Annotated in this window: 19 protein-coding genes and 1 pseudogene; 9 read left to right on the top strand and 11 right to left on the bottom strand. The window is 44.2% G+C overall.

The features are described 5' to 3' along the window. Window positions 1–39: 39 nt before the first annotated feature. Window positions 40–942 carry an SDR family oxidoreductase gene (locus M3636_RS22110; protein ID WP_251384039.1) on the bottom strand — a complete coding sequence of 301 codons (903 nt, stop codon included), beginning with the start codon at window positions 940–942 and terminating at the stop codon, window positions 40–42. Window positions 943–1,124: 182 nt separating this feature from the next. Here M3636_RS22110 and M3636_RS22105 point away from each other — a divergent pair, with 182 nt between their 5' ends. Beyond that, complete coding sequence (locus M3636_RS22105; RefSeq protein WP_251384038.1) at window positions 1,125–2,108, top strand: MerR family transcriptional regulator; 984 nt, start codon at window positions 1,125–1,127, stop codon at window positions 2,106–2,108. Between the two features lie 56 nt (window positions 2,109–2,164). Here the strand turns inward: M3636_RS22105 and M3636_RS22100 are convergent, their stop codons facing one another. Next, complete coding sequence (locus M3636_RS22100) at window positions 2,165–3,628, bottom strand: alpha/beta hydrolase family protein (RefSeq protein ID WP_251384037.1); 1,464 nt, start codon at window positions 3,626–3,628, stop codon at window positions 2,165–2,167. Window positions 3,629–3,879: 251 nt separating this feature from the next. Next, entirely contained in the window at window positions 3,880–5,265 is a 1,386-nt protein-coding gene (locus M3636_RS22095) for an amino acid permease (protein ID WP_251384036.1), read from the bottom strand. Between the two features lie 216 nt (window positions 5,266–5,481). On the opposite strand from M3636_RS22095, the gene M3636_RS22090 reads away from it, so the two are divergent. After that, window positions 5,482–7,377: an AraC family transcriptional regulator gene (locus tag M3636_RS22090; RefSeq protein WP_251384035.1), complete on the top strand. Its 1,896-nt coding sequence runs from the start codon at window positions 5,482–5,484 to the stop codon at window positions 7,375–7,377. Window positions 7,378–7,644: 267 nt separating this feature from the next. Next, window positions 7,645–8,013: a DUF6713 family protein gene (locus tag M3636_RS22085; protein ID WP_128100346.1), complete on the top strand. Its 369-nt coding sequence runs from the start codon at window positions 7,645–7,647 to the stop codon at window positions 8,011–8,013. 104 nt (window positions 8,014–8,117) lie between these two features. On the opposite strand, the gene M3636_RS22080 is transcribed toward M3636_RS22085, so the two are convergent. The 3 genes and pseudogenes from M3636_RS22080 to M3636_RS22070 all read right to left on the bottom strand — a co-directional run bounded on the left by M3636_RS22080 (window position 8,118) and on the right by M3636_RS22070 (window position 10,650). After that, the gene (locus M3636_RS22080) at window positions 8,118–9,107 is read right to left on the bottom strand and encodes a phosphotransferase (protein ID WP_128100345.1); all 990 of its coding nucleotides are present in this window, start codon (window positions 9,105–9,107) and stop codon (window positions 8,118–8,120) included. Between the two features lie 683 nt (window positions 9,108–9,790). Further along, window positions 9,791–10,003 (bottom strand): annotated as a pseudogene (locus M3636_RS29820) (cold-shock protein); the annotation flags it as partial. 32 nt (window positions 10,004–10,035) lie between these two features. Beyond that, window positions 10,036–10,650, bottom strand: a complete 615-nt coding sequence (locus M3636_RS22070; RefSeq protein WP_251384034.1) for a hypothetical protein — start codon at window positions 10,648–10,650, stop codon at window positions 10,036–10,038. 216 nt (window positions 10,651–10,866) lie between these two features. Between M3636_RS22070 and M3636_RS22065 the strand changes: the two genes are divergently transcribed. Then, window positions 10,867–11,796, top strand: a complete 930-nt coding sequence (locus tag M3636_RS22065; RefSeq protein WP_251384033.1) for an alpha/beta hydrolase fold domain-containing protein — start codon at window positions 10,867–10,869, stop codon at window positions 11,794–11,796. 121 nt (window positions 11,797–11,917) lie between these two features. Beyond that, window positions 11,918–12,241, top strand: a complete 324-nt coding sequence (locus tag M3636_RS22060; RefSeq protein WP_251384032.1) for a hypothetical protein — start codon at window positions 11,918–11,920, stop codon at window positions 12,239–12,241. 151 nt (window positions 12,242–12,392) lie between these two features. Here M3636_RS22060 and M3636_RS22055 read toward each other — a convergent pair whose 3' ends face one another. From M3636_RS22055 to M3636_RS22045, 3 genes are all read right to left on the bottom strand, one after another. Next, entirely contained in the window at window positions 12,393–12,611 is a 219-nt protein-coding gene (locus tag M3636_RS22055) for a hypothetical protein (RefSeq protein WP_056692804.1), read from the bottom strand. Window positions 12,612–12,906: 295 nt separating this feature from the next. After that, window positions 12,907–15,081: a 1,3-beta-galactosyl-N-acetylhexosamine phosphorylase gene (gene gnpA / locus M3636_RS22050; protein WP_251384031.1), complete on the bottom strand. Its 2,175-nt coding sequence runs from the start codon at window positions 15,079–15,081 to the stop codon at window positions 12,907–12,909. A gap of 13 nt (window positions 15,082–15,094) precedes the next feature. Continuing rightward, window positions 15,095–16,114, bottom strand: a complete 1,020-nt coding sequence (locus M3636_RS22045; RefSeq protein ID WP_128104306.1) for a glycoside hydrolase family 88/105 protein — start codon at window positions 16,112–16,114, stop codon at window positions 15,095–15,097. A 169-nt stretch (window positions 16,115–16,283) separates the two neighbouring features. Between M3636_RS22045 and M3636_RS22040 the strand changes: the two genes are divergently transcribed. After that, window positions 16,284–17,225, top strand: coding sequence for an AraC family transcriptional regulator (locus M3636_RS22040; RefSeq protein WP_251384030.1), 942 nt, complete (start codon window positions 16,284–16,286; stop codon window positions 17,223–17,225). 53 nt (window positions 17,226–17,278) lie between these two features. Then, window positions 17,279–18,271, top strand: a complete 993-nt coding sequence (locus M3636_RS22035) for a DUF4003 family protein (RefSeq protein WP_251384029.1) — start codon at window positions 17,279–17,281, stop codon at window positions 18,269–18,271. 109 nt (window positions 18,272–18,380) lie between these two features. Here the strand turns inward: M3636_RS22035 and M3636_RS22030 are convergent, their stop codons facing one another. After that, a complete protein-coding gene (locus M3636_RS22030; RefSeq protein WP_251384028.1) occupies window positions 18,381–19,553 on the bottom strand; it encodes a DUF4317 domain-containing protein in 1,173 nt (390 codons plus the stop codon). 377 nt (window positions 19,554–19,930) lie between these two features. On the opposite strand from M3636_RS22030, the gene M3636_RS22025 reads away from it, so the two are divergent. Next, a complete protein-coding gene (locus M3636_RS22025) occupies window positions 19,931–20,512 on the top strand; it encodes a hypothetical protein (protein WP_251384027.1) in 582 nt (193 codons plus the stop codon). A gap of 80 nt (window positions 20,513–20,592) precedes the next feature. Then, the gene (locus M3636_RS22020) at window positions 20,593–21,135 is read left to right on the top strand and encodes a hypothetical protein (RefSeq protein WP_251384026.1); all 543 of its coding nucleotides are present in this window, start codon (window positions 20,593–20,595) and stop codon (window positions 21,133–21,135) included. 138 nt (window positions 21,136–21,273) lie between these two features. Here M3636_RS22020 and M3636_RS22015 read toward each other — a convergent pair whose 3' ends face one another. Then, on the bottom strand, window positions 21,274–21,981 hold the full coding sequence (locus M3636_RS22015) for a DNA alkylation repair protein (RefSeq protein WP_251384025.1): 708 nt from the start codon (window positions 21,979–21,981) through the stop codon (window positions 21,274–21,276). Between the last annotated feature and the right edge of the window lie 113 nt (window positions 21,982–22,094).

Here is a 22,094-nt window from a genome sequence, read left to right as displayed (position 1 = left end):
TATGAATCGATGCGCTCTTTTTTCCCGAATTTCACTCTTTTACGGGCTTACTGTACCGCCATTGGCATTCAACGTCTCACCACTTACATAGCTCGATTCCTGACTCGCCAGAAATACGTAGGCTGGAGCCATCTCTGCAGGTTGTCCCGGACGACCCAGCGGTGTATTGTTCCCGAATTCGGCCAACTTCTCTACAGGTTGTCCACCGACAATCTGAAGTGGTGTCCACACCGGCCCTGGTGCAACAACGTTCACACGAATGCCTTTGCTGCCAACCTGTTGAGCGAGTGCTTTACTGAAGGTATTGATCGAAGCCTTCGTGGTGGCATAGTCCAGCAAAATGGGAGACGGACTGTAGGCTTGGATGGACGATGTATTAATGATTGAACTACCTGGCTTCATATGTTTCACGGCTGCTTTGCAGAGCCAGAACATAGAATACACATTCGTTTTGAACGTCGCATCGAATTGTTCAGTTGTCAGATCGGCAATCTGCTCGACAAACTGCTGCTTCCCTGCCACATTAGCCAGAATGTCTATACCGCCCAGTTCTTTGACCGCAGTTTCAATCAATTTCTCGCAGTATTTCTCATCCTTAAGATCACCGGGAACAGCAATAGCTTTGCGGCCAGCTTCCTCGATTAGTTGCACGACTTCCTTCGCATCCGCTTCTTCCTCTGGCAGATAGGAGAGTATGACATCCGCACCTTCACGAGCATATGCAATCGCCGCTGCCCGGCCAATCCCGCTGTCCGCACCGGTAACGACTGCTTTACGGCCTGTAAGCTTGCCACTGCCTTTATATGTCTTCTCACCGCAATCCGGAACAGGAGTCATCTCACGCTGCAATCCCGGCTCTTCCTGCTGCTGTTTCCACTCCGGTGTAGCTTTCGGATATTGTGTAGTCGGATCTTGTATGGTGTGTTGATCTTGGTTTGCCATCGTCAATTTCCTCCTCGATTATTATCGTTAGATTTCATATAGGTTGTTATAAAAGTCTCACTCCTTCCTTTGTAACCGAGTTAGGCAGAGTTTAAACTGAGCATTCCCATTTACCATTCGCTCCTACATGTGAATCTTCAAGAACCTGAACCTGTATAATGAATCCTGAGGTGAACTACGTTATGCAACAACAGACGACATATTCCATAGGTGAAGCGGCCAAGATGATTGGATCTACGGTCAAAACAATCCGGTATTACGACGAAATTGCACTGCTCCAGCCATCCCAATATACAGAAGGTGGACACCGCCTTTATACACTTCAAGACCTGTGGCGACTAGAATTGATCACAACGCTACGCTATTTGAATTTTGGCATACCCGACATTCGCAAACTCATGTCCGGTGAGCTTGGTATGTCACAAGCACTGGACTTACAGATTGAAGCGTTGGAATCCCAGGTGCACACCCTCCAATCCATGCTCTCCATTCTGCATCAAGCCAAACAATATGAAGCCGATTCCGCACTAGGTACAGAACAATCGCTTGGTTATGTATCCAGTCTGGTCGAATCGATGAACGCCAGTGCAACTAGACGAAAACAATTTGTCTCCACCAAGTTAGAGCAGTCTCGCTTACTGGAAAGTATTCCACAAGAGTGGAGAGTCACATTTCTTCACTTTTTCGATAAATACATCATGAAAGACACGAAGCTGTCCGCCAAACAAGACGTCGCCTGGCAAGAAGTACAAGCCTTACTCAGTGATCCTGTCTATCTCGCTGATCTGGCTCGTTTGGAGATCCCTTTCTTCACGATGGCTAACCATCCACAGGTTCAGGCTGCGACTTGGGTTAAGAAAATGGAAGCAATCCATATTCGAGCTATCGAGGCGCTGGAAAACCAATGGTCGGAAGACAGCCCGGCAGTACAATCCATCGTTTGGGATTTCGTGATGATGTACGGCAGTAGCGAACAGTCCAGTAATCCAGAGGATTTTTTTCGTAATCAATCCCGATATATGCTTGATTCCGTCACAGAACGCATTCTACGGTTTAACAAACTATGCTCCATCCTGAATCCTGAATGGGGTCAGTTGGTGGAATGCATTGAACTCTTACAGAGAGGAATGCGCTGGAGACTACAGCAGTTAGATCGTCCAGAGTAGGGCGATCTTACTCCTTTTTTTACAATTTGGACGGAGTGCGATGACGAACGTAAAGATCATCCTTTTTGCAATGAATATGCCTGGTGATCTCCAACTTCTTCATTCAAGAGCTTCAATGGTTCGCCTTTTAACACATGATTGAAGAAATCAAGCGTTGCCTCGTTCACGAGTTCCTGCGTTCCTCTAGCATCTACACCCTGCGACCATTCCAGAATTGGGGATATGAGATACAGATCCGAGAAACTGAGATGTGTCGTATTGTTCAGTGTCATCCAGTAGTTCCCGCCTGCAGTGACAGGCTCGTACCTTGCATATACCTCTTCATAATACTTCTCAGCCTCTGGACGTGTTGCACCTAGAGCGGCAATGGCATCGTCATCCATCACACTTGTTCCAGCCAATGTCTCATCAGCACTCATCATAAGAAAAGGCTTGCCCACGCCTTGAGCCGGGATACGCTTCTCTCCGAATAATACGCCGTCCATGTTGATGCCTGCTTGGACACGAGGATCATCCATCAATATCTGCACTGTTGTTGCTCCGCCGAAGGAATGACCGAACATGCCGATACGTTCCAGATCCATATGACCTGTAAAGCGCCCTTCCGGGTCACTCGCTGCCAATTTCTCCAGTTGATCCAGCACAATTTGGGCATCCTTCACCCAAGTCTCGTTAAGCTTGTCCATGTAATCAAATTGCAGTTGATCAAAGCCTTCCTTTCCCTCAGATTCAAACTGAGCCACACGCCCATCTTGGAAGATGGAGACCAAGCTGCTATACGTGTGATTAATGCCGACTACAATATATCCCTGACTCACCAACTGCTCGACCTGGAAAGTATTTTGTTTCTCATATCCATGCAGACCATGGGAAAAAACAAGTATAGGATACTTGGCCTCTGCATCCGACAGCTCTGCATCTTGGATTGCATGAGTCTTAACATCACCTAGGCTGGAGAAAAGCGCCTTGGGCAGTTTCAGCACTTCATTAAAGGCAGTACTATACACTGCCGAATCAGAGACATAAGGTGCTGGTGCTCCCTTCACATCTTTATTCGTTGGATACCATACCTGTACCATCAGTTCGCGATGATCTCCAGTTTGTGTTGTGAACAACTCTTCACGCGTTTCATCCGTCCAATCATAAGAAACCGTACCAATTCCGTATGAACCTGCCGGTTCTGCAAAAGTAAATATCGGAAATAATAGCGGTAGCCCTACGGCAATCGCAGCATACACCAACACGAATAGCGACGTTGCAGCGACCCGCAGACGGCTCCGCGATTCTGTGGAACGTTGCTTTCCTCTTGTAACAATCAACAGTAATATGGGCATAAACGTCATAGCGTAACCTGGAATCATCGGCCACCGCAGCCCCTCCATCCAACCATGTAACAACAGCAATACCGCTGATATTACGAATCCACCCCATATCATCGGGCGAGATTTGCGTGGTTTAACCACCAGCCCAACCAACATGACTACGTTGAAAATGATGTAGATCCACTCTAACCATCTCATCGTGCTATTTCCTCCTTCGCTGCTTCGCTTAAATGTGTAACTCCTTCAAAATAGAGCAGCTTTTCTATCTCCTATCCTAAAACCTCCAGTTACAGGAGATTCAAGAACAAAAAAAGATGAAGCTGAATTTTCTCAGCTTCATCTTGAAGTTTGAACTATTTTCACCACGGATGGTTAAGAGGCCTAACCGCTTTCTTACTTGCTTGCTCAGTCACACGGCTGGGATCTTCCAATGCCATCTGCATCATCGCTTATTCATGTCGAGTTGGGTCCTGCCCAATCCGCTGCTTTTTCCCGATTCCGAATAGGAAATAACCGATGACTACAATCGCCATAAAGGTCGCACCTACCAGCAACGGTACTCTTGTATCTGGGTTGAAACACATCCCAATAATAACAAGCACCAGATATACAATGATGATGTAGTTACTGATCGGGAACCATTTGGATCTAAAGTTATGTTCAGCCATCTCATTGCCCCAGCGCTTACGGAACCTGAATTGGCTGAATGCCAGTGCAAACCATGGAACCATCCCTGGCAGCACACTCGCACTGTAGATGTATAGGAACAGCTTCGAATCTGGCATTAGATAGTTCAGAATTACGCCAATAAGCAACAAGGAAATCGTAACGATAATACTATTGCGGGGAACCCCGCCCTTGGATAACTTTTTGAAAAAGGCTGGCGCCTGTCCATTCTCCGCAAGGGTATACAGCATACGCCCTGCACTATAAATACCGCTATTACAGCCTGACATCGCAGCCGTAAGTACAACAAAGTTAATGATCCCTGCTGCAGCCACAATGCCTACCTTAGCAAACGTCAACACGAACGGGCTTCCTGTCTCTCCAACCTCATTCCATGGATACAGGGTCACAATAACGAAGATCGCGCCTACATAAAAGATAAGGATACGCCAAACGATGTTTTTGATCGCTTTGCGCAACGTATACTTGGGATTCTCCGCTTCTCCCGCTGTGATACCAACCATCTCAACGCCCTGGTATGCCGCTGTGACGATACATAGCGCAAAAAGGAATCCTTTTAGTCCACCTGGGAAGAATCCACCATGGCTAAACAGGTTCGATAGACCAATCGCTTGTCCGCCGTTGCCCCAGCCGAAGAAAATCAGCCCTGTACCAATCACGATCATTGCAACAATGGCGGTTACCTTGATCATGGCAAACCAGAACTCGAATTCACCATAGAACTTCACCGCAGCGAGATTCGCCGCAGCAATAATCAGCACCCCAGCAAGCGCAGGAATCCACTGCGGAATATCTGGGTACCAATACCCCACGTAAATACCAATCGCCGTAACCTCGGCCATGCCGACCGTTACCCAGAGGAACCAATAACTCCAGGCGGTGAGAAAGCCAGCAAGTGGATCAATATATTTGTGGGCAAATGTAGCGAAGGAGCCTGTTACTGGTTCCTGAATCAACATTTCTCCCATAATGCGCATGACAAAAAAGATCACGATCCCAGCCAGCAGATAGGCAAGCAATACGGAAGGGCCAGCCCATTTAATCGTACTTGCCGAACCCATAAACAAACCTACGCCAATCGTGCCGCCGAGTGCAATCAGCTCAACGTGCCTAGGCTTCAGCCCTCTAGATAGTTGCTTCGATTCCAAACGTCATTCCCCTTTTCTTGTGTACATCTTCATGTTGTAAACAATCAACTCTTTCACATCCACATTAACGCAATGCAGAATTACTTCACCAAATTGTACGAGATGTGTCGCAGAAATACAACAAGGAATGTGAGGAAGGATTGAAATGAGAATGATTATCAACTATAATAACTACAAAAATCCCATTCTGACATTCACTATGGATGAGGAGGCATCATGGATTTATCCACCTATATACAGCAATGGACTCAATCGTCCATTCATATACTCGATGTTCGTTATACGCTAATCCCAACGGGTAAGCCGCTTCCGCCCTATCGATTTCCCGCAAACGCCTTCTTACTTGTCTGCCGAGGGCAAGGAGAATTCATCCTTAACCAGACTTCCTACCTTGTCTCCCACAGTCATGTGATTCATGGTAACAAAGGACTTCATATAGAGGTCATCAGTCAGGAGCCGATGGCCTATTATCTCATTTTGTATAAAACAGAACACACGGCAAACACAGATCCTCTTCGAGTGTTAAATGGTTTGCATACCACATTGGAAGACCCTTTTGCCCTCCAATCGGATTATCCTGCTGTACTACACCAACATGTACAGGAGTTATATCATTCCTGGACGGATGGCGGAGATCTGGCACGCTTTAAAGCACACGCCATTTTCCAACTGTTTCTACACGAAATCATGCACCAACTGGATCAGCAGTCTGCGGTAACCGTTAAACCGGATATTGTGGATCAGGCGATTCGATACATTGAAGAACATTTTGCCGAATCCGTGACGTTAGATGATCTTTCGCGAACGCTGAATTATAACGTGCAGTATCTGTCTCGCAAGTTCAAATCCAAAATGGGACGTAGCCCCATTGATTACTTGATTCATTTTCGCATGGAGAAAGCCATTCTCCTGTTATCAGAAACCGATGCAGCGGTTCAAGATATTGCACGCCAAGTCGGTTATGATGATCTATTTTATTTTATACGACGATTCAAAAAACATACGGGTCTCGTCCCTGGACAATTCCGAAAGCAAGCTGCTGAGCAGCAGTTATCGAATATTACATACAAGAGGCTCAAATCATCCATATGGAACTCTGCTTCTCTGAACTATACTGAATGGCGTAGCAACACTGTCGATCATGTAGGCGAGAAGGGAGATTCACTCATGTCAAAAGAACACAAGACACCATTAGCTGTAGCATTGCTCATGTGCATGATGATTATGCTCAGCGCCTGCGGGACTAGTATCCAGCCATCTCAGGCAAGCACGGCTGTTGAATACCAGCATGATATGGGCGTAACGAAACTGGAAGGCACACCGAATAAAATTGCAGCGGCAGATTATCGCATCATGGATACGCTGTATGCGTTAGGTGTATATCCCCATGCCACCACCACTTATGGGGGCTCTACAGTTCTGCCCTATATGGATGTAGACCAGCAAAATCCAGATATTCTGCCTTTAGGGGATAAGATTAATCTTGAAGCCGCTGTGGAAAGCGAACCGGATCTCATCATTGCTCGTCATATTGAGCCCACCGTCTATGAGCAATTGAGCAAAGTAGCTCCTGTGATCGTATTCCGGGGGGATGGCGATTGGCGAGAGGAAATGAAGGAGATTGCCACTGTCGTGGGTAAAGAGCAGCAGGCCGAAGACTGGCTAGCGCAGTACGATCTCAAAGCCGCACAGATTAAAGAAAAAATGGCACAGCATATCGGTGAAGATGAGACCTTCCTATTCATGCGTGTTCAAAAAAATGTGCAAGTTGCCAGCCCCAATGTTCATCTGGGAGCAACCTTGTCCAATGATTTAGGACTCAAGTATGTGCCTCAATTGGCAAACATGAAAGATACGTATGAGACGTTATCCTTGGAGACACTCCCAGAGTTGAACCCGGATCATATCTTTATGACCATAGGAAAATCGACAGTTAGTCATGATGATGAAGCTGAGAAGGTGCTCGAAGAGATGAAACAATCTGCCGTATGGAGCAATCTGAAGGCTGTAAAAGCGGGAAATATTCACATCATGCCACAGTGGGTGTTTGGGGATTACCCGAATATTAAGGTTGAGTCACTTGAACTTGTTGAGCAGGCTTTAGTGAAATAATAGCTACAGTTCATTGCTATAGTTCATCGTACAACTCATCATTTCCAATAGGAATGTTCCATTATAAAAGACTCTCCGAGATCGAATGGATCGGAGAGTCTTTTATTGTACTTCACCTATTTGGTAGTCAAACTATGAATTATTCCTTACCATGCTGAAAATGAAAAATAGAACCCTATCGATCTGCCACAACGCATTCTTGGAACTAATGCAATTTAACGCTCGTATGTATATCCGATGTTCATTCTGTTTGAAGGGAGGCTTCGCATGCCCGATCTGTTATTGATCTTATTTTTATTCAATCTCTCCCTATTTCTTCTACATGAAATGGATGCCATTAGGCGATCCGAATGGAGACTATTTATCGTATTAAAAGATATGGAAGACGATAAAGCCTATAAGTATTTCACTTGGATTCACCTGCCGATGTACACGATCATCCTTGGGCTTCTATTTAGTTCATATCAGAGCATTACCTTCTGGGTACTGGATATCTTTTTCATCATACATACCGTGTTACACTTCTTCTTCGAAAAGCATCCGCGCAATGAATTCAAAAATAGTTTCTCCAGATCCATTATCTACTTCATGGGACTGGGCGCATCCATTCACTTGATATGGTTAGCACTTCAGTAAATGATAGATTCAAATGTTGTAAAAAGTGGGGCAACGGAGAAAGAAATGTTCTTTCTCCTCTTCTACCCGTTCGCTATTCCGAACCGTCTACTAGAAACAACACGTTACCCCACAATTCCCATACCCCGGAACTCCTCTACAAAATCATTTAGCCAATCCTCGCCATAATCCAGTGCACCCATATCATTATCAATAAAGGCCACGTCCAGACCCATGATCCAGAAGCGTCGAACCATAATAAAGAGATCAACGGCCTGTTCGTCCTCGGAAGAAAAGTTCCGAATAGAACGATAGCCGGACAGAAGCGCCTGCCATAACACATCTTTCTTCTCTCCCGATTGCCGCTTGCGCGCCTTCACCTGAGCCAGATCATAAGCACGCCACCCCTTAGCCACCCACTCAAAATCATAATGGGTAAATACCTGCCCCTGCTGAAACGCATTATTATTTCCATGCATGTCTCCATGGCATAAGCCGGTATCCAATCCATGTTGGGACGCAATGTTAATGCGTTCTTTCAACACACTCGCGAACGTCTGGAGGAAGGCAGTCGCTTCATGTGTTTCACCAATATAACGGATAATCCGCTCTAGTGGTTGATCAATAAGAAACGATGTATCCAATTCATAACGCGGCTGATCAACAATGACGAGATCCAGCGCCTCATGCAGCTGTGCCGCAGATTGACCAAATACATAACAGGATGCCTCATCCTCAAGATTGTTCTCTACTCCATCAATATAGCGGAACATCACGGCAATCCGTGTACCTTCCGGGGCATCAAGAACGGTATATGTACTATGATCTTTCTTCGCAATATACTCTCCGACATCTGCATGGCCGGAAGAGTTCAGCTTCTCTTTTAATTGAGAGATCACGGATAGTTCATACTGCACCTCTTCTTCCTTAATTTCAGTGCGGTACACACGAAGAATATACAGTCCTTTTGACGTCTTTACGCGGTACGTATCATTTAGACCTCTTAGCCAGTACACGCATTCTTGCCAATTTCCGATGTCATACTGCTCACTCATAACGAATTCTAGATACCTACCATCTAGTACAGATCGCAAAGCTTTCGGTTGGGTATACATGTACTATTCTCCTTTAAGTTAAATGAATAACAACTCTGATTCAGCCAGTAATGAAAGCGATACCAAAATATTGCAAGTTGAGCCTCTCAGCCCAACTTATGTATAACATATTATAGTTAACATTGAATTACCAGTTTTTATGTATAATCCGATCTGGATTAGAGTAGTCTATGAAACTCATTTAGATTAAATAAATAGCTTTCCGTGGCATTCTTCGTGTCATTAATTCGATGTTTATATTGGTGTAATGCTACTTCGTTAGCTTCGATCCGCTCTTGAAGATATGTAAAGGGTACTTCCCAAACGCCATACAGCGGTTCTACCGTGTACGCTTTATATTGAAGCTGTCCCCAGTGCACCCAGAAGTATATGGTGGCTGTCGGATACAATCTTTTATAATGATCATAATCCTTGTGATTAAAGGTCACCGTGTATTGGGGATCATATCCATAACGACCTGCCGAGAAAAAGGGTGTCTTTTGCGTTTTGAGATCGGCTAGTGTTCCTTGATCTATGTTCAGTAAATCTATCATCGTTTTGCGAATCTTTTTGTCTGGATGAACGATAAGATTACGATGGATACGGGGAACAATCTCACGGACAAATGCCTCTTCTTCAATCTCCCCTGCCCGGCACCAATACAGCTTGTCCTCGGTGTCATGCTCAATCGCTTGATTTCGCTCCAGAACCCGAACTTGGATCGCGGTTAAGCCGCGCGGTGTCTCTTCTATATCATATTCAACGCTCTGACCTTCTATTAATGTCCTGTATCCTTCTGCCTGGATGTTGCTAAAATGTACATTTATATCTCTATGGCCATGATTACCTGAGATAAAGCCATACCCTTTGGTTTTGTTAAACATTTTCACCTTACCGTTGAACTTCCCCACTGGCATCCTCCTTATTATTTCATCATGTGCAATCCACCTTATATTTTAAAATCCTTGAATGTATTGGATGCCAGCTCTTGGCGCTTCACAAAACCGAAATACGTCTCATCCCTATTGGGGTTCAATACATAGTCATGGTAGTGCACACAATCATCTGTATCAAATTCGAACACCACATTGCCTTTCGCGTACAAGTTCAGATCACAATGACCGAATGGAAATGCCACTTTTGAATCAAAACCATATTCATAACACGCTGAGTCTACAGATTCCATGCCCCATTCTCTTCGGAAAGACAAGATTTGTCCCTGCCGATCTCTAAAATACGTATAATCTTCCTTCACCGTCATATCTAAAGGGGATACCTCAATATTTCCGCCTACTAACCCTTCCAATCTCAGCTTGCCAAAACCCTGAATTTGTACGGCTATACTCTTACTTCTATCTATAATTTCTCTAAGGCGTGTGTCCTTCTCAAGGTTTACATATGAAGACCAGTCGAACTCTGGCATCAAGCTCGCGCCCCACACCATTATCTCCAGATCCTTGGGCAGTGTCGTCGGGATATCAAAAAACAGCGTCTTGCCATCATAGAAATCTACTCCGTTGATATCATCAAATTTCTCGCGAGTTAAATCCACTTTAATTTTCATTAAGATCACCCCAATTCTGATATTATTATGGTTTATGAAATTTTCAAAAGAACACATTGCTTTCAGTCGTACACCTCCTAAATTATAACATGTCAGTACCGTGAGATTCACACTAATATACATAGGCAACCCGCTTTCCCAGCCTTGACCTTGAAGTATACTTCAACCTCTATACTGTAGATATATTAATTTTCAACCATGAAAGGCGGCAAACCAATGAGTGTAAATATATATCCTAACAAACGCTCTGTCATGAGCTATCTCTTTGAGAAATACATCGGCTTATTAGATACCAAGAAAAATCTATCCTCACGGGAAAACACGATGAAACATCTTGAGCACATGGGTCAGCAAAATAACAAACCCTATCAACTAGGGAAGGTTAAACTAACGTCTGCCATAATCGAAAGCTCTTTTGAAGGCATGCAGGTATTCACCTTGAATGATCAGCATTCCACTAACCAAAACGTTATTCTATATATCCATGGAGGTGCGCATACTCATCAGCCTTTATCCTTTCACTGGCGGTTTATGGATCGCATGGCACAAGCGCTGAATGCCAAAGTTATCGCTCCAATCTATCCTAAAGTACCTCATTTTAATTATCAGCATACGTATCCGAGGCTCTTAAATCTGTACCGAGAAATGATTAAATCCGTAAAAACCACCTCTCAACTCACCATCATGGGAGATTCAGCAGGAGGCAATATTTCACTTAGCTTCGCTCATTACATCAAGATGAATTCTCTACCACAACCCAAAGATATCATTTTGTTATCGCCATGCGTTGATATGGTACTGGACAACCCGGTCATCTTCGATTACGAAACCAGAGATCCGATGCTGGCCTTGGAAGGATATGATGTGATTCGACGGATCTGGGCAGCCGATAAACCTTTAGACGATCCACTCATCAGCCCGATCTACGGTGATTTTGAAGGGCTCAGCAAGATTAGTATCTTTATTGGAACCCATGAAGGTCTATTTCCCGATAACATGAAGCTTGATAAAATGCTTACAGACCAAGGCATTGAGCACAATACCTTTGTATATCCCAAAATGAATCATGTCTTCGTACTATATCCGATCCCTGAAGCCAAAGATGCTCAGCACAAAATCATTGATATCATTAGACGTCAAGGATGATCTCCATCGCGTTATAGTTATATTTTATCAAGAAAAATCAGTTCAGCCCTTGTAAATTATATTATTCCGGGTATAATACTCGGTATATAGAAAAGCGTAGCTGACTGGAGTGAACAACGCCATGAGTTCTTGGACACAAGCTTGGGTTAACGATTATTTGGATTTATATAATTATGCCCGTAGAATCGGTGATTCGGAATGGGCTGAACATATTCTGGGGAAGCTTCGTGATCAGAAGGACGTATTGCTAGAGGAAGAACGGAAAGACATCATGCTTCGTGAGCTGCTTGCCAGCTATGATCGAATCAATAAACAATTGATAGAGATTTTTAGCAAGCTGAGAGTTGCTTCCGAGGGCTATCAGACGGAGTCTTTACAGGAGCAATGGTACAAATTAAAACTGATGCGGATTGATATTTCACGTAAAATCCTTCAACATCAATAAACAAGAAAAAAAGCCGGTCTGCAGTTCGTCTGCTTAACCCGCCCGATGATAAGGCTATTATGGTTTTATGGTTGCATACAGTCGTCTGTTCTGCAATATTGTAAAGCCCGCCAGCTTTACAGATTAATCATTGATCCATAATTACTTATGATTACATGGATGCTTTTTTCATGTTGCTCATCATGCCCATCATCGTGGTCATCATTTCATCGCATTCTTGCATGCAGGACATCATTTTGTTCATATCCATGCCTTCCATCATGCTCTTGTCTTCCATACATTCCATCATCATTTTCATGGACTTCATTTTGCACATCATTTCTTCCATGCACATATTCATCATCATGTTCATCATCATCATGTTTTCCATCAGCCATACCTCCTCTTAAAATGTAATAGACTTCCTTTTTTTAGAATAAACGATCATTCGACGAAAAGCAATCTTTTTCCTATTGCATTTCCTATCAATTAATTGTATAATACGCATTTTGCTTATCAATCCAGTCGGAAATAAAGGTTTTCTGAATGATATAAAACGGACGAAAGGACATTAACTTCGTTTATTTCATCTATCCCAGACAAAAAGCTCAAGCTTCCGACGAATCTCGTCAGTCGCTTGAGCTTTTTTAATAGGATTTTGCCGCAATCTTAAGACACAACCATCTCTATACGGATTTGATTACACCAATATTCGTGATCACCGTATCATACGGCTCGAGTGTGAACGTTTGTTGCCCATACTCCGTATCAATCGTCGTGGATTGTGCTTGATCACTATTGTTGATCACAACTAGTATTTTACTTTCTGGATAATAGGCGCACTCCGTATACCAATTATCTGAAATGTATTTTGGCTCACTCGGCTCATGACCTGCTGAACGAATTAAGTTCAGCAATAATCTTGTGTTTGCCCAGGTAAATTCGAATGAAGGCAGATAAATTCCTTTTCCTTTACCAAAATCATGCGTAGATAGCGTAATGTCGCCGTCTTGATCCTTGACCACGGTTGCTGATCCATCGGTAAGATAAATGTTATGTTTACCTTTTATAGTCGCTCCCTCAGGAACTAATTGATGCTCATCCTTCACGGTGTACGACCATTTGCCATGAACCACTCTCGCGCCGGTATCCTCATCGACACCTAGCACATGCGCCATTCTGAAAAAGTGATCATAGCCCGGAACCGCCGAAGGCTGATTCACACCAATGAAGGTTCCCCCTTCATACACCCATTGAGTCAGAAGCTCCACACAGGTGTGGTCATTCCAGTGTTCTCCACCACTCCAGGCAGAGCCCGCTGATCCTGCATTAATCAAGACATCACAATGTTCAAGGGCTCCCTGACGGATATCTTCAAAATCAATAAACTTCACGTCAACCGGTAACCCGGACAATGCCTCATTGATATGAATCAAATCATGCATATACGTTTCGTGGAAATGCCCAGACAACGTCCATGATCTTAATTTGCCCCAGCTATGCAGAATAGCTACCTTGGTCTTCAATTGATAAGGCTTGCCAGCCTGATGCAGCTCTTTCATCTCTCTGAATTCATCGGCAATCTTCTCAATATACGCCACAAATTCAGGATAAGGCTCGACTAGATGTAAGTAGCCTCCCAATCCGATTCGATCAATCGACTCTCTTAACAGCGCACGCCGGATGTTAATCCAATATTTTTTCGCGTCCAGTGTAGGGTCTCCGCCTTCTTTAAATGTAGGCAGTCCACCTAATCCCACTGGAAACAGGTATGGATGCAATCGTATCTCATGCGTATCCACCTTAACCTCGGAGCACATCCGCGCCTCATAACCGGAGAATACACATTTGATCATGCCATCGAATCCAAACTCTTGGAAACGATCATTGTAGGGTTCCATCCCCACCCAGCTATCATCGAAGAACACATAGGCTAACTTGTCATGCTTGTGCACAATGTCTATTAGCTGCTTCCCGAACTCAATGACAAAATCATTAATGAATGCCATCCAGTCTAATTTGCGTTGCTGTGCTGGAACGTGGCTAACCCGATATTTTCCGCCGTTCACAAAGTCCTCTGCCGTTAAGGAATACCCGTACTTCTGGGCAAATAGATCCAATGCTCTGGAGCTTACGGTAAAATCGTATGAGCCCCAGTCTGAGAACAGATGGCGATTACGCTCATCACTACCCCAGATCCAGGCAAAATTATAGAACAAGGACGTGAATCGCACGACTGTTGTTTCCGGATGCTCTACACACCACTTTTCCATCCAATCGATTAGATAGGTTTGCGTCTCTGTATAGATCGGGTCAATCTGCATGAGATGCTCTTTGTCCCAATGATTGGTGGTGTGATTGTACATGGAGATCTCTTCCCAGATCCGATAAGCTAAGAAACTAACGGTATATTTATGCCAAGGAACAATGCCCGTTAGAACAACATTCCCAGACTCCCGCTCATAGTTCCACTGCTCTCTTGGCACTTCCTCACCCGTCGTTCGATCATACACCTGCCAATACTTAAAGGCCTCTTTGGAGTCATTGACCTTGAACTGTTCAGCAAAAAAGTCCTCCATCAAATAGATGGAAATATAATCTTGTACAGCCACTTTAGGGTTCGTAATCAAAAAACACTGTTGCAGCTTATCGAGATTACGCGATGCCCACTCGTTGTGATCCCGAATAATACAAATGGTCGAGTAGATACCGTACCCGGCATTAATGATCTCATCAGACAACTTCGTACCATCACTGTCACGAATGACATCGGCACCCCAGCGCTCAGCAAGTTCCAGCGTGAGCGCCTCATAACCGGATTCGCCCGGTAATGTAAAAGAGCCTTTCGTTGTTTTGGACAACTTAATTCCCTCCCTATCTCAACATGTCGGACAGAAAAGCGAGTGTGAGCCCTTGACCCCAGCCCTGAATCCAATCTTTAGGGATATTGCGATACCCATCCCGGTCTTTCATTACTGCAGTGCCTCCGGATACGCCTAGGACACGACCGTCTTCACTAATATTTTGCAAAATACCTTCCAGCGCCTTCTGCACATACTTGGTATGAAGCGGGTTACCGTTATTAATCATCGCGGCTGCGATTCCGCTGGATGCAGATACTTCCTCATATGAATCAACATCATCCAAAACCGTCCGCCACAGGCCGTTCTCTGTCTGAAGCAGCTTCAGCGCTGCCAGTTGATCGCGAAGTGAACACTCCACATCCATACACTGCGGGTATAAGTACCAATCTTTTAATTGAGGTTTAACCTGGGACATCGTATATGCTCCCCACGCATTCGCTCTTCCCCAATAGAATCCGGACATGTGATCCTTGTTCACGTTATTGTAGCCGTGATACCACAGACCCGTGCTTGGATCTTGAAGGTATTTGATATGCCAGTAGTACTGATTCAAGGCATCTTGAATCATCGCTTCATCCTTCAGCTTGCTACCTACACGAAGCAGGAAAAACGCTGCCATAAACAAAGTATCCGCCCATGCCTGTTCCGGAAAATCATTGGCAACAGATACCGTATGTTGAAGCACATTGTCTCCAAAACGAAGCGCATGATTCTGGAGATAATCCACCTTGCTCATTGCAATATCCCAGTATTTCTGATCCCCAGTTTCTTCATATAACGTAATCAACATATGCCCCATCGCACATGTATTTACTGTCCAGCTCGGTAGACCCAGCTCAATATATTCATCTGCCCACTTCACAAGCCTGTCCAGAATCTCTTGGTTGCCTGTCGTCTGGTAGGCTCTAGACACACCGTAATAGGCTACACCGCAGGGCCAATCCCACGTCAAATCCATATCTAGTGTTTTCTTGGTAACGGTATCAATAACCTTAAGAATCTCTTCTCTGTCATATTTCACTTGAAGCATTGTCATACCCCTCTCCTGCGCACACGCCCCCAAGTGCGTTCTGAGAGGTGTCCGTCCATTTTTGTAAACGCTTTACTTATTCCATTGTACGCAGTAAAATAGTCTCAATCTAAGCATATTCGCAACAAAACTGCGCAATTTCAATCATTTATGAATGGGAGCATCGAATATGCCAAAAAAAAAGAAACCCGTCATTGAATACCGACATTACAGCCTGCCTATTGATTTTCCTGTCTTGCTGCTCAGCGGGGATCGCTGGAAAATATCAGACATCAAGAGTGAACACCTTCATTTTCATAATCACATGGAGATTGGCATCTGTTATTCCGATGGAGGCATTATGGAGATTAAGGGTGAATCTGTACCTTTTCGGGCAGGGGACATCACGTTTATTCCCCGCTATCTTCCGCACACTACATACAGTTCACCTAATACCGCGAGCTTGTGGGCGTATATCTTTTTTTCTCCAGAAGAGCTCTTCCGTCACTCACTAAAAACAGCCCAAAGCCACATCGAACCTAACCTATGGGCGATACAAGGAACAAACTGCATTTTGAATAAAGAACAGCATCCGAAGATCTACACACTCGCAACTTCCATCGTAGAAGAAATCAAGCAGCAGTCCCCCTACTACCAGGAGAGCGCATATGGCTTGTTAATGTCTCTATATATCGAGCTGCTTCGAATTCACGCGAGCAACGAGAGCTGGTCTGAACAGGAGCAGGAGCCTGACCTTCAAGGGGAGTTGGTCATTTCACCTGTACTGGAGTTTATCACTAAAAATTATATGATGCCTGTAAGCGTCGATTACCTCGCCGATCTATGCCATCTGAGCACCACACATTTTCGCCGCAAGTTTCAGGAGCTTATGGGAACTACACCGCTGGAATTTCTGAATAGCACTCGCATTGAAGAGGCATGCAAACGACTGAAGAGCACGGAAGCATCCATTCTATCTATCTCTGAGCAAGTCGGCTTCCGTTCCATCTCAAGCTTTAACCGCTGCTTCGCCAAACTGATGGGAGAATCACCTAAAGCCTGGCGAAAAGCCGCACAGTCTGAAGCACAGTCCGCCAAAGCCTCTATTCTGGAATTTACAGGCTGGGTATAAAATGATAGATATCTCATAACTGAACTCATACAAACTTAGCAGGAGGATGATTTATGTTAGAGCAGCACGCAGCTAGAATTGAATTATTCGTATCCAACACTCACTTGATGAAAAAAGCGTTTAAATGGCAAAATGTGATGATCCATCGTCTGGCAGCCTTATTGTACGCATCCGAAAATAAAACCGTTGATACGGAAGATATCAAACAGAACTATGAGCGAATTAGGGAAAATACCGGATTATTCTCTACCTTCAGAGGAAATACGTCTATCCTGCTCGCTACCCTACTATCCCTTTCGCCAGATCGAGAGAGCTTGCTGGCTGACAGCCTGATGCTGTATGACGTAATGAAGGAACATAAATTTTACGCCTCGGATTATCTCGTGATCGCTGCATACCAGATTGCTGCACATGCACCTAAGGAAACATTCCAAGACACGGTACAACGAGCAAAAGTGTTCTATGATCTAATGAAGAAGGAGCATTCTTTCCTGACAGGTAAAGATGATTACATATTTGCTTCAATGCTTGCATTGTCCACACTAGAGCCCGATCCTGCTGTTGAACGCATGGAGGAACTCTACACGGAGCTTCGACGAGAATTTTCAATTGGGAATGGCCTGCAGACTTTAACTCAAGTGCTAACCTTAGGAGAGGATTCTATGCAGACTAGAACCCGATTACTTGAATTAAACGACACATTCCGCACAAGGGGCTTACGAATGGACAGAGCACAAACGTTGCCTACACTGGGTGTACTCTCCCTACTTCCTGTTGAAACAAGCACGATTGTCGAAGAGATTACCCAAACCTTCGAAGGACTGCGCCAGCAAAAAGGTTTCGGTTCTTGGTCAGTGACCAAACAAGAGCTATTGCTTCATTCTTCGGCGCTCGTTGCCACGAGTCATGTTGAGAATTTGCAAAAGGGCGTGCTGACCACAAGTTTATCGACCAGCATCGTGAACATGCTCATAGCACAGCAGGCAGCAATGGCTGCCGCCGCGGCATCTGCAGCAGCAGCTGCATCATCATCTAGCAGCAGTTGATACGAAACGTAAAAAAGCCCAATGCCTTGGCGATATCGCTTAGGCATGGGCTCTTTGCTGTATTTGAGATGTTGGATTAATCCCATGGAAATTTCATATGATTATCTTTTTATAGCGTCTCTGTAGTAAGTGTAAATCCTTCGATAACGGCATCCTCATCAACCTCAATCATAATGCAGCGTTTGCCCTGATAGTTGACTTGTCTCACATATTTTAAATCCTGTGGGCTGACCGAGATCGTGGCAACTTTGGTATCAATTTTGATCGATTTGGAAGTGTATTTCGGCATGACACTATTGGCCTTCAACTCATAGTTCTTGTTATCCACAATTGTCTCGAATGCCCGCTCTACTTTCTCCTCTGTCAGATCCTCTACACCGCTCGCGGTGAGTACACGCTCCACATCCTTGTAATCAAGCTTCGGCGGCTCTTCCTCGTGTGACTCTTCACTCACTTCAATCACTCGGTTAATCTCCTCATATACATGAGCAAGGGTAGACGCATCCATTTGTTCCCCCGTGATCTCTTTCACGATATCTTCAAAGATGGCTCGTTCCTCCAGTGCTGTCACAGACCGATCGCCATTCAACACCTGTTCTACAAAGTGTGGATCTGGAAAATTGGATTTCCCGGTACAGTATAGAACACGATTTACGTCAGAATAATTATCTGTCACGCTCGGATACAGGAACCCCTGCTCTGGCGTGCTCAATTTGATAATCGGATCAACAATGACATTATACTTAAACTCCCGTTCCACATAGTCAAACAACATTGTCTTCTTTTGTTTTTCCGTTGAATTTACGCTGCACAGAATGAAGGGATGAGCAAACACTTCGTTCTTCTCACTCTCTTCCGTTGCTTCGTTTCTGGCCTGAGTTGGCAAGTAGTATTGCCCCTTAACAAACGTAACTACCATGTCCCGCTCATACTTCGCATCGGCCAGCATACGATCCACAAGCAGCAACATCAGGTCTGACCATTCGTCCGGATCACCTGTTACGAGTGCTTGGTGCAGCATCACCTGTGCAGGCTCCTCTGCCTGTTCTTGAAACTTCAGCTCGAACAATTTCTGATCTAGTTCGCCGGTTAGTAGTTTTTTGAAATTCCCCATGTATAGCTCTTGCTTTTCCCGATCCACGAGCTCAAACGGGTGGCGCTCCCAATGGTAGACCTCATTCGTTTCTTTCGTAATATAGACGTTAAGAATATCGTGAATATTCAGTAGATCGTGATCCATTTTGAATTGTTTGCGTATATGCGCGACTTCTTTTTTATTCATGTTCCGTTAGACAACTCCTATAATAAAATAATTTTATCTATCCGCAGCTCCCATATGCTAGACATGAATGCTGCCTATGAAGTCTTCCACCTATGCTAGATTGCGATCGGGGCGCAGGTATGAAGTAGCTACATATAACTGTGCTTGCTCTCCATTTTTGCACGCTCAGTGAAAAATTATATCATATAATGAAGCGGATGAATGAGAATCAATCTGTGGTATTTCACCTTATTATCACCAATTGATATGAGCACCCACATCGGCGTAAATGACCCCTTTTTGATGCCTACACATCTTGTAATGAACCCAATGAACGTAGAAACTTCACATATCATCTGGTAGACTTATTAAGATTACATACCAATGGAGGAAATATTGTGAAGAAATTAGCACTCGTTTTATCAGCCTTTATGGTAGTTTCCGTGTTGAGTGCATGCAATGCAACGACAAAGGCAGGAGAGACTGCACCAGCAAGTACTGAAAGTACAGAAGGTACAGAAAGCGCAACAGCTGTGGCAAAAGAGGAAGTATCTACGACCAGTGCCGTCGAACAGCCGGAACAGAATGACCAGACAGAACAAACTTTGGTAGATTGGAGATCAAAAGTAAATGAATTGGCTGACAGCGCCCTTTCACCTACAGCCAAAGCAGAAGCTACCGAAAAGCTTGCACGGGAGTACAAGCCTACAACAGATGAACTCGAAGAGTTTAAGTACCATGTCCTTCAGGAGTTTATTAATTTTCAATATCTCGAAGACGGCTCGAATGCAGAATACATGTTAAACAATTTATTTCAAGCCATTGTGTTAGAACATCACGATGTTTCTGTTGTAAGGGACTTCGCTCTTGCCTTCTATCACAACACTAAGAATGTGTTTACAGGGGCAGAAGCAGTAGATAGCGATAGTGTGAAGGCTTACGAAGAACTACTCTTCAAAGCCATTAATGATGGTAGATAGTTCTTTCGAGTGAAGATAAACTCATGTAACCACAAATAGATCAGCCTATACTCAACCTTAGTAACATTGGAGGTAGCAGGATGGACATGTTCCAGTATTTAGATGAACTACAGGTAGATTTAAGTAGTAAGCACCTTGAAGAAATTGAAGAAAAGTATTTTCGTATTTGTTCCAGGTTAGCTGGAGTGGATCGAGCCCTTGCAATTAAGCAAGTGAACTTAAATGAGTATGTGAATGACCTTAAATCTGGCCTCCACCAATCTATTACATTGGCTCAGCAACAATTGGCCAAAGCAATCTACTTTGAATATGATTTAGATAACAACTGGGATAGCGCTTTTTATATTTGTGAGCAATACAGTACACTCGAGGATCATGATGATGATTGGGCTAGTGATTGGCTTGAGGATCTAGAAGGCCCTTCTTTAGAAGCGTTTGCTAACATTTATGCGTTAGAAAGATTTGATGGTAATGCGACAGCTCTTGGTTCAACGATATACTTAATCGCTAGAACCGTTGTATCTTATGCCAAAGCATATCAATCACTACCTGGTGCAAGTTCACTCGCAGTTTGTATTGCTTTTCATGATCAAGACCCTATCCTTAGAATGAAGAAATCGTGATAGTATGCGTAATCATTGTGTGCACCAAGTAGAATAAGAAAACCGCTCCTTAAATGAACTGCACCTTCAATTGGTAGTTGTGTCTAACAATTGGGGTGCAGTTCACATAGGTAGCGGTTTTCTTCATCCAATCTCGTACTAACACCTTACATACTTGCGTTTAAAACCTATCCGCCCTTGATCCACGGTCTTCTGGATGTTCTCAGAAGCTTGTATTAGTTTGCTCTTAGGCTTGTCCTTATTCACTTCAACAGGGCCAACCAGCTTAGCTGTCTCCACTGCCTGATCATGTAGAGGTTGATAAGATGTCGCTACAGTATATATGAAGTTATTCATAGAAAATTTTGTTCGTTCCGGCGAATCATGAATTGTATCTTTCACCTGGTCCAGCATTGCTTCTAGCTTATCTGAGGAAAACTCATTATCCTTGCGGCTTCCGAGCAACCAACAGTAACAGCTCCAGCCTGCTGACATCTTCAGCTCATCCCCACTCGCGATCCAAGCATCGGCAACCTCTTGAGCAATATCTGTTTCCGCGAGTGTGACCGCTACGATATAATCAGAGATCATGTAGAAATAAGCTGTTTCCATCCAACGCTCAAAATCTGCTGCAGTCATGGCTTCGGGGTCAGCAATAACGCCAGCAAAATACATTGCATCGTAATTGCCCGTAGCATAGAGTTGGTCGGCAAGTTCCTGGTCTTTCTTAATCTTACGGGACATCGGTTTCATCGCACCAGTAGCAACACCAAAAAGTGGCTCGTGCGCGCCATTGGACATATATATTTTTTTCGTCCGTTCCTTGCCTAAGGCTTCAAGCTCCTGCATCACTTCTTCTAGATTCATTGGAGGGTATGCCCCTTTCTATAGAAACACTATTCATAGTTTACGATGTTATTAGACCTATATTTATTTTATCACAGTTGCTCCCACATCATACATTCACAAAGAGCTGAAGT

This window comes from Paenibacillus sp. MER 99-2 (assembly GCF_023714095.1).
Classification (GTDB): Bacteria; Bacillota; Bacilli; order Paenibacillales; family Paenibacillaceae; genus Paenibacillus.
Note: the sequence above shows the minus strand (reverse complement) of the source record. Positions and strands in the feature narration are given on the sequence as shown.